The sequence below is a fragment of the Flavobacterium sp. ZE23DGlu08 genome, assembly GCF_030505335.1.
In the GTDB taxonomy this organism is placed as follows: domain Bacteria; phylum Bacteroidota; class Bacteroidia; order Flavobacteriales; family Flavobacteriaceae; genus Flavobacterium; species Flavobacterium algoritolerans.
Genome location: NZ_CP130045.1, coordinates 898,680 through 913,559, shown reverse-complemented (window position 1 = coordinate 913,559; position 14,880 = coordinate 898,680). Strand labels below are relative to the sequence as shown.

Here is a 14,880-nt window from a genome sequence, read left to right as displayed (position 1 = left end):
TGAACGATTTAAAATTTTATATTTGCGGTTCCAAATAAAAACAAAAACGCAAAAATCCTATGGAATATTTAGATTTTGAGCTTCCAATAAAAGAACTAGAAGAACAGTTAGACAAATGTCTTATTATTGGTCAAGAATCGGATGTTGATGTAACGAATACTTGCAAACAAATCAACAAAAAGTTAGAAGAGACTAAAAGACATATTTATAAAAACTTGACAGCTTGGCAACGTGTCCAGCTATCAAGGCATCCAAGCCGTCCCTATACAATGGATCATGTGCGTGCTTTATGCGGTGATACTTTCTTGGAGCTTTTCGGTGACAGAGGTTTTAAAGATGACAAAGCCATGATTGGCGGTTTAGGTAAAATTGACGGACAGTCATTTATGATTGTTGGTCAACAAAAAGGATTTAACACTAAGACACGTCAGTTCCGTAATTTCGGAATGGCAAATCCTGAAGGATATAGAAAAGCATTGCGATTGATGAAAATGGCAGAGAAATTCGGTATTCCTGTTTTGACTTTGATTGACACTCCGGGAGCTTATCCGGGATTGGAAGCAGAAGAACGTGGACAAGGTGAAGCGATTGCCAGAAACATATTTGAAATGATTCGTTTAAAAGTGCCTATTATCACAGTAATTGTTGGTGAAGGAGCTTCTGGAGGAGCATTAGGAATAGGTGTGGGTGACAAAGTATACATGATGGAAAACACGTGGTATTCTGTTATTTCACCAGAATCTTGTTCGTCTATTTTATGGAAAAGCTGGGAATACAAAGAACAAGCTGCCGAAGCATTAAAATTGACTTCTGCTGACATGAAAAAACAAAAATTAGTGGATGATATCATTCCGGAACCTTTAGGTGGAGCACACTATGATAGAGAGACTGCTTTCAAAACAGTGGAGCAGTATATCATGAAAGGATTTAATGAATTGAAAGACTTATCAACAGAAGAATTAATAGCCCAAAGAATGGATAAATACTGTAAAATGGGCGAATATAAAGAGTAAAATCTTACAAATTAATCTTTAATCCGAAGCCTTACCGTTTCGGATTTTTTTTTGGTTATAAACAAAAAATAGTTACTTATGAACAATTATTTGTAACAACTCATTGATAATAATTTTTTAATTTTTGCTACTTTCGCTCTATGGAAAACTTCAGAAATATAAACCCTGTAAAGGTGGATAAAACAACAATTATAAGCTTAGAAAAAGGGAAATTACCTCCTCAGGTTCTCGATTTAGAAGAGGCGGTGCTGGGTGCCATGATGATTGATAAAAAAGGGGTTGATGATGTGATTGACATTTTACAACCTGATGCTTTTTACAAAGATGCACACAAACATATTTTTGAGGCTATCGTTCAACTGTTTACAGAAACACAGCCTATTGACTTATTAACCGTTTCAGCCCAGCTTAAGAAAAATGCAAAATTAGAGTTGGCAGGTGGTGATTTTTACTTAATTCAACTAACGCAGAAGATTTCTTCTTCGGCACACATTGAATTTCACTCCAGAATCATTTTACAAAAATTTATTCAGCGTAGTTTGATTCGAATATCTTCAGAAATCATCGAAGAATCCTATGATGAAACAACAGATGTTTTTGATTTATTGGATAGAGCTGAATCCAAATTATACGAAGTAACGCAAGGAAACATTAAGCGTAGTTCTGAAACTGCCCAAAGTTTAGTATTGCAAGCCAAGAAAAGAATCGAGGAAATTGCAGGTCAGGAAGGACTGAGTGGTGTTGCAACAGGGTTTGATAAATTAGATAAGATTACCTCAGGTTGGCAACCAAGTGATTTAATTATTATTGCAGCGAGGCCAGCGATGGGTAAGACCGCATTTGTATTATCGATGGCACGAAATATGGCAATTGATTTTGGAATGCCAGTTGCTTTGTTTTCTCTTGAGATGGCATCGGTTCAGTTGATTACCCGTTTGATTTCTTCTGAAACTGGTTTGTCTTCTGAGAAATTGCGTACTGGAAAACTGGAAAAACACGAATGGGAACAATTGAGTACCAAAGTTAAGAATTTAGAAAAAGCACCTTTGTTTATTGATGATACGCCTTCCTTGTCTATTTTCGATTTAAGGGCTAAAGCGCGACGTTTGGTTTCACAGCATGGTATCCGAATTATCATTGTCGATTACTTGCAATTGATGACTGCCGGAGGAAACGGAAAAGGAGGGGGAAATAGAGAGCAGGAGATTTCCACGATTTCCCGAAACTTAAAAGCATTGGCAAAGGAATTAAATGTTCCGGTTATTGCTCTTTCTCAATTGTCGCGTGCGGTGGAAACCCGTGGTTCTAGTAAAAGACCTTTGCTTTCTGACCTTCGTGAATCGGGCGCGATTGAGCAGGATGCCGATATTGTATCGTTTTTATACCGTCCTGAATATTATAAAATTGATGAATGGGATGATGATGAAGCTTCCCCTACAACTGGACAGGCAGAAATAATGATTGCTAAACACCGTAATGGTAGTATTGAAAACGTTCGTTTAAAGTTTATTGGACATTTAGGTAAGTTTGATAATCTGGAAGATTTCAGCGGTGGTTATGATGATTTACCGTCTAGTATGAACCAAGAAGATAATCCTTTTATCACTAAAAATCTCCCTTCGGCTAATGAAGCTTTTGGAAGTAATTTGAATGATTTGGATGATGACAGTGACGTTCCGTTTTAGAAAATTAAACAAGTCAGATATTGTTTTTAGAATATAAAATTAAAAAGCCTGAATCAAATGAATGATTTAGGCTTTTTAATTTGCAATACATAGGATGTATTTTGTTAAAACAATAAAAAGTAGTAGTTTAGCTATCGATTTTTATTTTAAATATAGTGTTGACCAAAACCTAAAACCTATGTCACAAGAAACTACTTCTGAAAACCATAAACAAACAAAAACTGTAAATGCAATTCCTTTAAAAACTGCACAAAAATGGGCCAAACGTTGGACTAAAAAAGAAGGAGATTACAACAAACACCATCATGTTAATGCTTTTTTGATTCCAAAAGTAGATTTACTGGAAGTATTGGCTGAAGGCGTTGATGCCGTTAGAGCTTACATTGGGATAGATGATAATAATGTAGAGAAATTGATGATCGTAGGTACTAAATACGATCCTGTAACAAAAATTTATGTAGACATGATTACCGTTGGGGTAGGGAATGCGACTGCCGAGGAAGATAATATTTATGATTTTTCAACGCCTTGCCCACCAGCGGGGGATCCTGAAAGTCCTTTAAATGTATAATTAAAATGTATTATGTACTTGTAAATATTGGTTATTTAATTTTATTTTTTAATCTGATACTATTTATAAAAGGTTTTGCCAATCAAGGTAAAGCTTATAAAATCTTCACTTGGTATTTGGGAGTGGTTTTTACTATACAAATCATATCGAATATCTTTATGAGAATGAATACTAACAACTTATTCTTGTCTCATTTCTATTTTATTGGCCAATTTATTTTATTGAGCTTTTTTTATATAACGGTTCTAAAAGAAGAGTTTCAAAAGAAGCTGGTGAAAGCGGGTTTGGTTATAGGATTATTGGCTTTATCTATACAATATGCGTATGATACCAGCCTGTTTTTTAAATTCAATTTATTCGAAATATTCATCACCTCTTTTTTGCTAATCATTTATGCCACCATTCATTTTTATAATATGTTGAATGAAAAAAAGGAATTTTATTATGTTAATGTTGGACTTCTGATATATTTATTAGGAAGCACGATTTTATTTCTTGTTGGCAATTTGACAGCTATTTTAAGCCCAAAAATGAGTTTGTTCACCTGGATATTGAATGCTTTGCTTATTATTATAAATCAATTTTTTATTTTAATAGAATGGAAAAAAAGTTTTTATAAAAAGGAAATTAATACCGCTTTATGAAAGTAAACACACTACAAGAAAGTGAAATAATTGAAATCGTAATTTATAGTTGTGTCGCTTTTCTTTTAATGGGATTTGTTTTGATATTGTTTTTCTATTTTTCAAGAAAGAAAATTATTCAAAAGGAATTAGAAAAAAAAGATTTAGAAATTCAGTATCAAAAAGAACTTTTGAGCGCTGTAATTATTACTCAGGAAGAGGAACGCAAGCGTATTGCCCAGGATTTGCATGACGATATTAGTTCTAAACTGAATATAGTTTCTTTGAACAGTCATTTGCTTACCACACCTAATTTAACCGAAAATGAGGTAGCTGAAATCACCACCAATATTATTAATCTTACGACCAAAGCATTAGATAATTCAAGGAAAATTGCACACGGTTTGTTGCCTCCAGTATTGGAAAAATTTGGATTGCATGCGGGTGTTGAAGAATTGTGTTTGGAATTTAGCAGTTCCAAAGCTGTAAAAGTAAATTATGAAAATAAAACTGCTTTTGATATTACTGACAATGATAAACATTTACATGTATTTAGAATTTTACAAGAGCTGATGAACAATTCGTTGCGTCATGGAAAAGCATCCTTTATTTCGATTGTTTTTGAAAATAAGAATGAAAAGAATTGGTGTTTTTACACGGATGACGGAATTGGTTTTGAAATGAAAAACAATGAAAATCAGAAAGGTCTGGGAATGAAAAATATAGAAAGCAGAATCGCTTTTTTAAACGGTAAAATGACCTTGGAATCATCAATAAATAAAGGTATTTCAGTAGTTTTTAATTTTTAAAGAATGAACAAAACTATAAAAATAATATTAGTGGATGACGAGATTCTTTTTAGAAAAGGAATCTCTTTTTTATTGGGACGCGAAACAAATATTGAGATTATTTTTGAAGCTTCTAATGGAGATGAATTGATTTCTTTTCTCCAAAACAATAAAAATAATCATCCTGATATTATTATCATGGATTTAAAAATGCCAATAATAAATGGAGTTGAGGCAACTAAGATTATTCGAAAGGAATTTCCGGAACTAAAAATCATCGCACTGACCAGTTATGATTCTAAATCTTTTGTGGCTAATATGATTGATGTAGGAGCTGTTTCGTATTTGATAAAAAATGCAACGCCACAAGAATTGCTGACTACAATTAAAGAAGTCACCTCAAAGGGATTTTATTACACGGATTATGTCATGAAAATAATTCAGGCTGATGTATTGACTAATAAGAAGACCAAGAGTAATTTTGACAGCAACTTTCTTAGTCCACGAGAGATTGAAGTGCTTAAACTTATTTGTATTCAAAAAAGTACGGTGGAAATTGCTGAACAACTTTTTATAAGTCCGAGAACAGTAGAAGGACATAGAAATAATTTGTTGCTGAAAACCGAATCCAGAAACATTGCCGGTTTAGTGGTTTATGCTGTTCAGAACGAATTGATGTTGCTGAACGATTAATTCTATAAAGGGATCGTGAAGTTAATTTCTTTTTTTCAATGTTTGTATCAAGAAACCCTCTGTAATTTTTCTGTTCTTTTGTAGGTTTTAAATCGTAGTTTGTATTCGTTTAAATCCCTTTCGAAAACTGTTTCCAATAATTTTTTTACAGATTTTTTTCCACCAAAATCTCTCAAATAAGACAATAAAAAATCGGAAGCTCTAATTGTTTTAGACTCATTATCAAATTCAGTTTCCAGACGAATAAAATCTTTGGTAACGATAGTAAGTTGTTTCTCAATTTCTTCACAATCGAAATAATCAATAGTTTTTTTCTCCAAATTAATACTTCTCAATGCAAAATGGATTCTGTAATCGACTTTGTTTACAGCTAAGGTTTTTATAAAATCAGAGTAGAATGGATTTGTAATATATCCAAAACCAATTCTAAATTTGTATTTTCTTAAAATACCGTGTTCAATATCATTTAATGAAAATATGGCGCGTGCAATTTTGATTCTTTTCAGATTGAAAATTTCTTTTCCTTGTTTTGTTTCTTTTAAGTTGATGAGGTAAAAAGCATTATAGATATTTATCCAAAAAGTCTTTTTTAAATCATCTGTATTTAAACTTTTTTCAAGTTTTGCTTGTCTGATGTAAAAAAGTTGTCTCCGCAAGGTGACAGTATCTTTCCCTGATTTTGCAAGAGAAAGAATTTCTTCTGATAAAGTTGTGTAATAATTTTTCACAATAATGGGGTATTGTATTTATAACTTAAAAGAAATATTAATTGAAAATAAGCTGATAACACAAAACATAGAAAGTAATGATAAGTATTATTAAAAATACTATTGCGACATTTTTTATAAGATTCTTAATATTGACAGGTCTATTTTTTTCGGTAGAATTCATTGTTAAATTTTTCATCTTCATTGATTATAGGATATCTGCGAATTTAGGAATAGGAAATTGTTTGGCTATGCGTATTTTTACGTGTTTTGTCTATAAACTTATTTTTAGAATAGATTTAATCGTTAAATTTCATGAATTTGAATAGCTTACTTTCTATCTTTGAGGTATAAAAATTAAAAATCGATGTCGAAACCATTTCTATATATTCTTATTTTTTTGCTGAGTATAACAGCAAAAGCCTCTTTTATTTTGTTGCCAATGGATGAAACGAGTCAACAGAATCATCTAAAAGCATACGGAATTACATACTGGTGTTTGGATAAAAATTATAAAGCCAGTTGGTTGCTTAACTATCGAGGTGGCTCTTTTTTATTACCTGATGCGGAGGAAATTCGCAAAGAATGTCAAATTAGGGGAGTGAGTTTTGAGGTTATTTCCGATGGTGATGAATTGGCAATCCTGAATGAAATATCCAGTCCTTCCCAAAATATGGAATCTGTTGTACTGGAAAAAGCACCTAAAATTGCTGTTTATACCCCAAAAGGAAAACAACCTTGGGACGATGCAGTTACGATGGTACTGACTTATGCCGAAATTCCTTTTACTCCAATTTATGATGAAGAAGTTTTGAGTGATCAATTGTTGCTATATGATTGGCTACACTTGCATCATGAGGATTTTACGGGACAATATGGTAAGTTTTATGGCGCTTATAAAAATGCACCTTGGTATATCGAGCAAAAGAAAGATTCAGAAACACTGGCAAGTAAATTAGGATTTCCTAAAGTGTCTCAAGAAAAAGGAGCTGTTGCTAAAAAAATCAGGGATTTTGTCATAGGTGGTGGGTTTATGTTTGCCATGTGTTCTGCAACGGATAGTTTTGATATTGCTTTGGCAGCGGATGGTGTTGATATTTGTGAAACCATGTTTGATGGAGACCCGAGTGAAGGAAATTACCAATCAAAAATGAATTACAGTAATTCATTTGCTTTCAAAGATTTTACTTTAGAAAGAAGACCGGAACAATATGAATTTTCAGATATTGATATGACTTCGAAACGAAGAGTTCCTATGGAGAAAGATTATTTTACTTTAATGGAATTTTCGGCAAAATGGGATCCAATTCCTAGTATGCTTTGTCAAAATCATACCCAACTCGTAAAAGGGTTCATGGGGCAAACCACCGCATTTGATATTCCTTTAATTAAATCGAATATTCTGGTGATGGGTACTTGCGAGGTTAATGGTGAAGCACGTTACATTCATGGTCAAAAAGGGAAGGGAATGTTCACTTTTTATGGTGGTCACGACCCAGAAGATTTTCAGCACCAAGTGGGCGATCCACCAACGGTTTTGGATTTGCATCCTAATTCGCCGGGATATCGTTTGATTCTGAATAATGTATTGTTTCCTGCAGCGAGAAAGAAAAAATTGAAAACGTAGTATAATACAAAAGCCAATCGTAATCGATTGGCTTTTGTGTTTTTAGGCCCTGATGGCAGTGACATCCTTTCTTTGCCTTTTTAGGCTGAGAAAGATATAACGGACAGCAGGATTAGCTCCTGAAAAAACTACACGATTCCGTTTTCGTTTTCTTTGTCTAAATATTCTTGTACAATGTCGATGGCATTAGTAACAACATCGCTTAATGCGGTGATGAAACTTCCTTCTTCGGCACAATTTATGGCGTGTTTTATCGCTTCAGTTTCTTTAGGGATAATTTCATAGGTAACAGTTTTGCCTGATTTTTTAATTCCGTCAAGGATTAAATTAATGATTTCATCTTCGGTTCTTCCTCTCAGATATTTTTCTTGTCGAATGATAATATGGTCAAACATTCGGGCGGCAATCGAAGCACATTCTTTGATATCTTCGTCGCGACGGTCTCCAACACCGGCAATAATTCCAATTTTTTTGGTAGCTTCAACACTTTGTAAATATTCTTCAACACCTTTATAACCGGAAGCATTGTGGGCAAAGTCAATCAATACTTTGAATTTTTTGAACTCAAATATATTCATACGACCCGGAGTTTGTGCAGCACTTGGAATAAAAGTTTGTAGTGACAGGCTGATATCTTCGGTTTTAAATCCCCACAAATAACTCGCTAAAGTGGCAGCAAGGACATTGGCTATCATGAATTTTGCTTTTCCGCCTAATGTTAATGGAACATGAGTGGCGCGTTCAATTCGGATTTTCCATTCTCCTTTTTTGATGGTAATGTATCCATTTTCATATACGGCAACTGTTTTACCTTCGGCAGAAAGTTTTTTGATAAAATCACTGTCTTCGCTCAAACTAAAATAAGCGACATTGCAATTTAAATCTTGACCTATTTTCACACAATGTTCATCGTCTCCATTCAAAACTGCCCAACCATTTTTCTTGATGCTTTTGACAACCGTAGCTTTTACCCTTGCCAAATCATCTAACGTGTGAATGTCACTTAAACCCAAATGATCTTCTTGAATGTTAGTAATAATTCCAATATCACAACTGCTAAAACCCAAACCGGAACGAAGGATTCCTCCTCGAGCGGTTTCTAAAACGGCAAATTCTACAGTTGGATCTCTCAAAACATATTCAGCACTGATAGGCCCGGTAGTATCACCTTTTTCCATCATATGGTTTTGAATATAAATCCCATCGGATGTGGTGAATCCTACTTTGAATCCATTATTTTTTACAATATGAGCCAAAAGTCGGGTAGTGGTCGTTTTTCCATTGGTTCCTGTAACAGCAATTATAGGAATGCGACAGGATTTTCCCGGTGGGTATAACATATCAATTACGGGCAAGGCAACGTTTCTTGGTAATCCTTCAGAAGGAGCAAGGTGCATTCTAAATCCAGGAGCTGCATTGACTTCCAGAATTACACCGCCATTTTCTTTTAATGGTTGGGTTAAATTTTCTGCCATAATATCGACACCACACACATCGAGTCCAATTACTCTTGAAATTCTTTCGGCAAGAAATATATTTTCAGGGTGCATCATATCGGTAACATCCACAGAAGTTCCGCCAGTGCTTAAATTTGCTGTAGATTTTAAGAATACAATTTCACCAATTCTAGGAATGGTTTCTAATGTGTAGCCTAGTTTTTCCAATAAATCTTCGGTATCTCTATCGACATCAATTTGTGTTAGTACATTTTCATGACCGTAACCTCTTCTTGGATCCAGATTCGTAGTTTCAATTAATTGCTGAATAGTATCCGTTCCGTTTCCAATTACATGAGCAGGAACTCGTTTTGCAGCAGCAACTAATTTATTATCAATTACCAATATTCTAAAGTCGAAGCCAGTGATGAATTTCTCAACAATGATTCGTTTGCTGTATTCTTTGGCGAAAGCCAAGCCTGAAACGGCATCTTCCCAATTCGTAACATTGATTGAGGCACCTTTTCCGTGGTTTCCATCCAATGGTTTTAACACGATTGGGTAACCAATTTTTTTTATGGTCTCAGCCAAGTCGTCTTCGTCAACACATATACTTCCGCTGGCAACAGGAATGGATGCCATGTCCAACATTTTTTTGGTAAGTTCTTTATTGCAGGCAATATCAACCGCAATACTACTTGTTTTACAGGTGATTGTTGCCTGAAAACGCATTTGGTTAATTCCATATCCTAATTGAACCAAAGAATTTGTTCCTAATCGTATCCAAGGAATATTTCTGGAAACGGCTTCTTCTACAATACTTCCTGTACTTGGTCCTAGTCTAACGCGTTCACGTATTTCACGCATTTTCTGTAAGTCGGCATTCAAATCATAATCAGTTCCGGCAATTAATGCTTCAGCAATAGCAACAGAAGATTCTGCAGCAAAAAGCCCCACATTTTCTTCGGTATAACTAAAGACTACATTATAGGTTCCGGGAGTTTTGGTTTCACGAGTCCTTCCAAAACCAGTTTCCATGCCAGCTAAAGACTGAATTTCAAGGGCAATATGCTCAATAACATGTCCCATCCAAGTACCTCGTTCTACTCTGGAAAAAAATCCGCCACGACACCCTTCGGAACAACGGTGCTCAATCATCGTAGGAAACATAGCTTCGATGCGTTCTCTAAATCCTTCTATTTTATTAGTAGGAAACTGTTCCATTTCTTCCAAATCCAATCGCATTTGGATTAATTTTTTTCTTTGGATACTCCAAATATTGGGGCCACGAAGTGCTTGTACTTTAATTATTTTCATAAAACGGAAAGATTATTTTTGAACTAAAAAATGGATATGTAATGACTTAATTTTAAATGAAATAGATTCTAACTTAGGAAAAGAGCTGATTTGAGACGGTATTTTTTTTAAAAAAAAGTATAGAATCCAACTAAAGTAGTTTTTTAAAAATAGGAATCAAAATTTATTACCTTAAAAATAAACAATAAATATTGAGTTTGTGATAATTTAAAAAAAAAGCTTAGTTCAATAGCTTCTTTTATCTTTTTGGTTATTTTTACAAAATGAATATACTAGGAAAACTAATAATAATAGGAGGTGCGGTAGATAAAGGAAGTTTTACTGAAACTGATTTAGATAAAAATGCAACTAGCAATTTAAACTTTTTTGAAGCAGGCATTTTAAAAAGGATATTAAACGAGTCAAAACACAAAGAGAATTCACGAATAGAAGTCATTACAACCGCTTCAATTATTCCGCGCGAAATAGGTCCAGAATATGTTAAGGCATTTGAATATTTGAATGCTAAAAATGTAGATATACTTACTATAGAAAGACGGGAACAAGCAGCTGATGAGGAAGTTTTAGCCCGATTAAAAGCTGCAGATATTGTTATGTTTACCGGAGGCGATCAATTGCGATTGACATCCATTCTTGGCGGAACACCATTTCATGATATTTTACTGGATAAATACCATAATGAAGAGTTTATCTATGCAGGAACTTCAGCAGGAGCAGCTGCGGCATCTAATAATATGATTTATCAAGGCAGCAGTTCTGAAGCTTTATTGAAAGGCGAAGTGAAAATTTCAAGTGGATTAGGCTTAATTGATGGTGTTATTATCGATACCCATTTTGTACAGCGTGGTAGAATTGGCAGGCTTTTTCAAGCTGTTGTTGGTAATCCAAGAGTATTGGGAATAGGACTTGGAGAAGATACTGGTTTGTTAATTACCAATAATACCCAAATGGAAGCTATAGGTTCCGGATTAGTTATTTTGGTGGATGGTCGTGAAATAAAAGACACTAATTTGACAAAAGTTGAATTAGGTCAGCCCATATCAATCTCACATTTGGTAACGCACGTTATGAGTAAATTTGACACTTACAATCTCGAAACGCATAAAATGCACATTCAATCTTCACACTACGTATAAATAAGAAAGCCTTTCTGTATTTAGATAACTGTCGAAATCTGGAAGCTGCACCCGATACATTATGAAACTAATTATACACGGAGGTTTTTTTTCGGAATCATCTACCAATCACGAAACAAAAGTTGCCAAACAAAATGCATTAGAGCGAATTGTAAAAGATTCGTACGATTTTTTAAAAACACATTCGGCATTGGAAACGGTTGTTTATGCAGTGTCACTTTTGGAAGACGATGAATTGTTTAATGCGGGAATTGGTTCCCAAATTCAAAGTGACGGAAAAATCAGGATGAGCGCTGCTGTTATGGATGGAGTAACTCAGAAAATGAGCGGTGTTATCAATATTGAAGAAGTTAAAAATCCAGTTCAGGTTGCTCAAATATTGATGAATTATGACGATAGGGTTTTAGGTGGAAGCGGAGCAACGAATTTTGCAAGGGAGAATGGTTTCAAAGCTTTTTCAACTGAGATTCCACAACGTCGAGCTGAATATGAAGCAAAGCTAAAATCTCTAGGAACCGGGACTGTGGGTTGTGTAGCTTTGGATACTAATGGAAAAATTGCTGTTGCTACTTCCACAGGAGGTAAAGGTTTTGAAATTCCGGGACGCATTTCAGATTCGGCTACAGTAGCGGGAAATTATGCCAATGCATTTTGTGGAGTGAGCTTGACAGGAGTAGGAGAGGATATTGTGAGTAATGCCACCGCTACCAAAATCGTGACTCGTGTTACTGATGGTTTTACATTGCAAGATGCCTTTACTAAAACATTCAATGAATTAAAGCCTTATGATGGTTTTGCTGGTGCAATTGCTATCGATAATAAGGGAAATATGTTTCATCAGGATTCACATCCTAGTATGGTTTTTGCCAGTTTTGACGGAGATAATTTTGAAGTTTTCGATTAATTTAATTCAAAGAAAATTCAAACCAAATAGGAATATGATCTGATATTATTCTAGCTTCTTTTAATGAATTAAAGTTTTTATGAAAAGGGATAATTCCTGAATTTATAGTATTAATTTTTGAAGTTCTGTAGTACATATTGTCAAATTCAGATGCTAGACATTTACCATTTTTACATTCTTGTTTCAAAGAGGTTTTCTGGTTGACTAAAATCGATTGATACCCCATTTTTTTCAAAGGATTAAAAACCGTGTGCGATTGCGGACAATTGAAATCTCCTGCAAATATTAAATTCAAGTTAGGATATTCATCGGGTAAAAACTTAAAGTATCTTATTTCGGTTTCAGGTTGCCTATTTTTAGTGATAGCATGAAAATTAACGACAGTAAATTGTTTGTTTTCATATTGAAAGGTGCAAAAATACGGTTCTCTATCAATCTCTAAATGGTATTTTTTTTCGAGCCAAGCGCTACCTATCTTTTTCAATTTGCTCGTTTTCCATATAAAAGCATAGCGTTCCGTTTTGTATGCACTACTACTGGTTGGGTCGCTGATTACATAATCCCATTTGGCTCCTTTGCGGTTGAGTTCATCTGCTAATCGCGCTACTGCTTGAGCACCGCCATAACCCGCTACAACCTCTTGGATTGCAATGATATCGTAATCACGAAGTGTATTGGCGATATAGTTTATCGTTTCATCTGATTTAGATTTACCAAGGTTTTCTATGTTCCAAGAAAGGAGTTTGGTTTGTGAGAAACAAAAGGTTGAAATAAGAAATAGTAGTAGAGAAAAGAGGGATTTCAATTTTAGGGGATTGTATTTTTAAGTTATTTAGTTAAACAATAACGAAATTAACTGTCAGCAATTGTTGGAGCTCATATTAAATTATGAATAGAGTATATTTTGCTTTGATTTTTCTCTTTATTACCTTTCTGACTAAACTGATTTAATAGCAAAAATAGTGAAATAACTTTGAAATTTTTGTTATGTAATTTTAAGCTTTTAAATTTACAATTTAATGAATCTTCCTTTTATAAACCTTAACGATAAAAATAAAATTTCTTTTATTCTTATCTCCTTTTCCAAATTTTGTAGACTAAATAGATGATGCATATAGAGCCAAAAAGAATTATTGCAATATGTGCAGCGTATAATAGATTAGATTTCAAAATAAGTAATGACTTCATTGATTTAATTTTTATTAGTTTAAAACTACATGCTTAAAAAAATATTATTTTACGGTTTTCCTCATTTGAGATAAAAAACAAAAACCGCTTTATTTAATATCAATAGTATGAGTTTTTGTTTGGTTTTTTATGTAGATAATTTTTCCTTTTCGATGTCTGGAAAAATGTTTTACAGGATGTTTTTTAGCAGAAATGTCTATGGTGCTTTTTATTGACTCATCAAATTTATTTAATGGATAATCCCTTCTATTGATTATCAGTTGCCTTTCATTAGCATCATATTTATTTTGTGTATTCCTTTGTTTTTCGGGTTGTTTTTTTGAAGTATAAGAGAATAATGCTATGAATAACAAGAGTCCTAGAATTATAATTTTTTTCATTTGTTTTTAAAGACTATATTAATTACAACATGCATTCACGATTTTTTCTCGAATTTTAAAAACCTTTGTGAGTTGCTTTTTCGTCAATAACTCTTTCTTGATTCCTTTATTCAATTTTTTGCTTAAACTTTCAGATTTTACTTTTAAATAAGGGTATTTTGATAATGAAGCCATATTCCCTTTAAGAGATTTTTTATAATGTATGAGATATTCTTTGACATAATTATCATAGTCATTTAGTTTTTCATCCCATTTATCTAGAATTAATTCCTCTTTATTTTTTTCTGATACGTTCAGAATGGATATAGTTTCGTTTCTCGTCATGACCTAAAAATTATTTTTTTGAAAATGATTTGGATTTTTTATCTTCTCAAAAGTAAGTTTGATAAAAGAGATTACCTTACGGGAACCCGTAAACCATTGAAAAAAACACCACAATACTTTATAAGCTCTCGTGCTTATAAAATATTCTGAAATTCTGAATTTAGTGCATTGAAATAAACGGCTATTATATTTTTATCCAATTGCTTGCAATCCAGTCTAATAATTGAGATCGGTAGATTTCATTTTCCAAAGAGGGATGTTGTAAAAAGCTTTCTGCTTTTTGAAAACTTGCTTTGGTTTGAGGAACTTTATATTTCTTTAGAAACTGATTACAGAAATGAATTACTTCAAATTCTTCTGTTTTATCAACATAAATCCTATCAAGAACTTCGATAGTTTTAGGATAATCGTCAGCATTTATAGTTTGTGAATATCCAGTAAATGCTAAGTCTTCTCTCGTGAAATCTGCCATTTTATATGATTTAAAG

The 14,880-nt window shown here is 33.5% G+C and carries 15 protein-coding genes; 9 read left to right on the top strand and 6 right to left on the bottom strand.

Features of this window, described 5'->3' with window-relative positions:
• The first annotated feature begins 59 nt into the window (after window positions 1-59).
• The 6 genes from Q1W72_RS03950 (at window position 60) to Q1W72_RS03925 (ending at window position 5,373) form a co-directional block, all read left to right on the top strand.
• Window positions 60-1,013 carry an acetyl-CoA carboxylase carboxyltransferase subunit alpha gene (locus Q1W72_RS03950; RefSeq protein WP_099716027.1) on the top strand — a complete coding sequence of 318 codons (954 nt, stop codon included), beginning with the start codon at window positions 60-62 and terminating at the stop codon, window positions 1,011-1,013.
• 140 nt (window positions 1,014-1,153) lie between these two features.
• The gene (gene dnaB / locus Q1W72_RS03945; RefSeq protein ID WP_099716026.1) at window positions 1,154-2,698 is read left to right on the top strand and encodes a replicative DNA helicase; all 1,545 of its coding nucleotides are present in this window, start codon (window positions 1,154-1,156) and stop codon (window positions 2,696-2,698) included.
• 178 nt (window positions 2,699-2,876) lie between these two features.
• Window positions 2,877-3,269, top strand: coding sequence for a hypothetical protein (locus Q1W72_RS03940; RefSeq protein WP_099716025.1), 393 nt, complete (start codon window positions 2,877-2,879; stop codon window positions 3,267-3,269).
• Window positions 3,270-3,274: 5 nt separating this feature from the next.
• A complete protein-coding gene (locus Q1W72_RS03935; RefSeq protein ID WP_302137431.1) occupies window positions 3,275-3,913 on the top strand; it encodes a hypothetical protein in 639 nt (212 codons plus the stop codon).
• Window positions 3,910-4,701, top strand: a complete 792-nt coding sequence (locus Q1W72_RS03930) for a sensor histidine kinase (protein ID WP_099716023.1) — start codon at window positions 3,910-3,912, stop codon at window positions 4,699-4,701. Before Q1W72_RS03935 ends, Q1W72_RS03930 begins: the two co-directional genes overlap by 4 nt.
• 3 nt (window positions 4,702-4,704) lie before the next feature.
• Window positions 4,705-5,373 (top strand): response regulator transcription factor, encoded by a 669-nt coding sequence (locus tag Q1W72_RS03925; RefSeq protein ID WP_302137430.1) that lies wholly within the window; start codon window positions 4,705-4,707, stop codon window positions 5,371-5,373.
• A gap of 47 nt (window positions 5,374-5,420) precedes the next feature.
• Here the strand turns inward: Q1W72_RS03925 and Q1W72_RS03920 are convergent, their stop codons facing one another.
• On the bottom strand, window positions 5,421-6,101 hold the full coding sequence (locus Q1W72_RS03920; protein WP_158589729.1) for a DUF547 domain-containing protein: 681 nt from the start codon (window positions 6,099-6,101) through the stop codon (window positions 5,421-5,423).
• Window positions 6,102-6,447: 346 nt separating this feature from the next.
• Between Q1W72_RS03920 and Q1W72_RS03915 the strand changes: the two genes are divergently transcribed.
• Window positions 6,448-7,707, top strand: a complete 1,260-nt coding sequence (locus Q1W72_RS03915) for an asparagine synthetase B (protein ID WP_099716020.1) — start codon at window positions 6,448-6,450, stop codon at window positions 7,705-7,707.
• 128 nt (window positions 7,708-7,835) lie between these two features.
• Here Q1W72_RS03915 and cphA read toward each other — a convergent pair whose 3' ends face one another.
• On the bottom strand, window positions 7,836-10,460 hold the full coding sequence (gene cphA / locus Q1W72_RS03910) for a cyanophycin synthetase (protein ID WP_302137429.1): 2,625 nt from the start codon (window positions 10,458-10,460) through the stop codon (window positions 7,836-7,838).
• Between the two features lie 263 nt (window positions 10,461-10,723).
• Here cphA and Q1W72_RS03905 point away from each other — a divergent pair, with 263 nt between their 5' ends.
• Window positions 10,724-11,596: a cyanophycinase gene (locus Q1W72_RS03905; protein WP_099716018.1), complete on the top strand. Its 873-nt coding sequence runs from the start codon at window positions 10,724-10,726 to the stop codon at window positions 11,594-11,596.
• A gap of 61 nt (window positions 11,597-11,657) precedes the next feature.
• Entirely contained in the window at window positions 11,658-12,500 is an 843-nt protein-coding gene (locus Q1W72_RS03900; RefSeq protein ID WP_302137428.1) for an isoaspartyl peptidase/L-asparaginase, read from the top strand.
• Between the two features lies 1 nt (window position 12,501).
• Here Q1W72_RS03900 and Q1W72_RS03895 read toward each other — a convergent pair whose 3' ends face one another.
• The 4 genes from Q1W72_RS03895 to Q1W72_RS03880 all read right to left on the bottom strand — a co-directional run bounded on the left by Q1W72_RS03895 (window position 12,502) and on the right by Q1W72_RS03880 (window position 14,864).
• Window positions 12,502-13,305, bottom strand: coding sequence for an endonuclease/exonuclease/phosphatase family protein (locus Q1W72_RS03895; RefSeq protein WP_302137427.1), 804 nt, complete (start codon window positions 13,303-13,305; stop codon window positions 12,502-12,504).
• A gap of 472 nt (window positions 13,306-13,777) precedes the next feature.
• Entirely contained in the window at window positions 13,778-14,068 is a 291-nt protein-coding gene (locus Q1W72_RS03890; protein WP_302137426.1) for a hypothetical protein, read from the bottom strand.
• Between the two features lie 18 nt (window positions 14,069-14,086).
• Entirely contained in the window at window positions 14,087-14,392 is a 306-nt protein-coding gene (locus tag Q1W72_RS03885; RefSeq protein WP_302137425.1) for a hypothetical protein, read from the bottom strand.
• 184 nt (window positions 14,393-14,576) lie between these two features.
• Window positions 14,577-14,864 (bottom strand): hypothetical protein, encoded by a 288-nt coding sequence (locus Q1W72_RS03880; RefSeq protein ID WP_099716013.1) that lies wholly within the window; start codon window positions 14,862-14,864, stop codon window positions 14,577-14,579.
• Window positions 14,865-14,880 lie beyond the last annotated feature (16 nt).

Coding starts and splice junctions, on each gene's coding strand:
- Q1W72_RS03950 (WP_099716027.1), top strand. CDS start 60: ATGGAATATTTAGATTTTGAGCTTCCAATAAAAGAACTAGAAGAACAG.
- dnaB (WP_099716026.1), top strand. CDS start 1,154: ATGGAAAACTTCAGAAATATAAACCCTGTAAAGGTGGATAAAACAACA.
- Q1W72_RS03940 (WP_099716025.1), top strand. CDS start 2,877: ATGTCACAAGAAACTACTTCTGAAAACCATAAACAAACAAAAACTGTA.
- Q1W72_RS03935 (WP_302137431.1), top strand. CDS start 3,275: ATGTATTATGTACTTGTAAATATTGGTTATTTAATTTTATTTTTTAAT.
- Q1W72_RS03930 (WP_099716023.1), top strand. CDS start 3,910: ATGAAAGTAAACACACTACAAGAAAGTGAAATAATTGAAATCGTAATT.
- Q1W72_RS03925 (WP_302137430.1), top strand. CDS start 4,705: ATGAACAAAACTATAAAAATAATATTAGTGGATGACGAGATTCTTTTT.
- Q1W72_RS03915 (WP_099716020.1), top strand. CDS start 6,448: ATGTCGAAACCATTTCTATATATTCTTATTTTTTTGCTGAGTATAACA.
- cphA (WP_302137429.1), bottom strand. CDS start 10,460: ATGAAAATAATTAAAGTACAAGCACTTCGTGGCCCCAATATTTGGAGT.
- Q1W72_RS03905 (WP_099716018.1), top strand. CDS start 10,724: ATGAATATACTAGGAAAACTAATAATAATAGGAGGTGCGGTAGATAAA.
- Q1W72_RS03900 (WP_302137428.1), top strand. CDS start 11,658: ATGAAACTAATTATACACGGAGGTTTTTTTTCGGAATCATCTACCAAT.
- Q1W72_RS03890 (WP_302137426.1), bottom strand. CDS start 14,068: ATGAAAAAAATTATAATTCTAGGACTCTTGTTATTCATAGCATTATTC.
- Q1W72_RS03885 (WP_302137425.1), bottom strand. CDS start 14,392: ATGACGAGAAACGAAACTATATCCATTCTGAACGTATCAGAAAAAAAT.
- Q1W72_RS03880 (WP_099716013.1), bottom strand. CDS start 14,864: ATGGCAGATTTCACGAGAGAAGACTTAGCATTTACTGGATATTCACAA.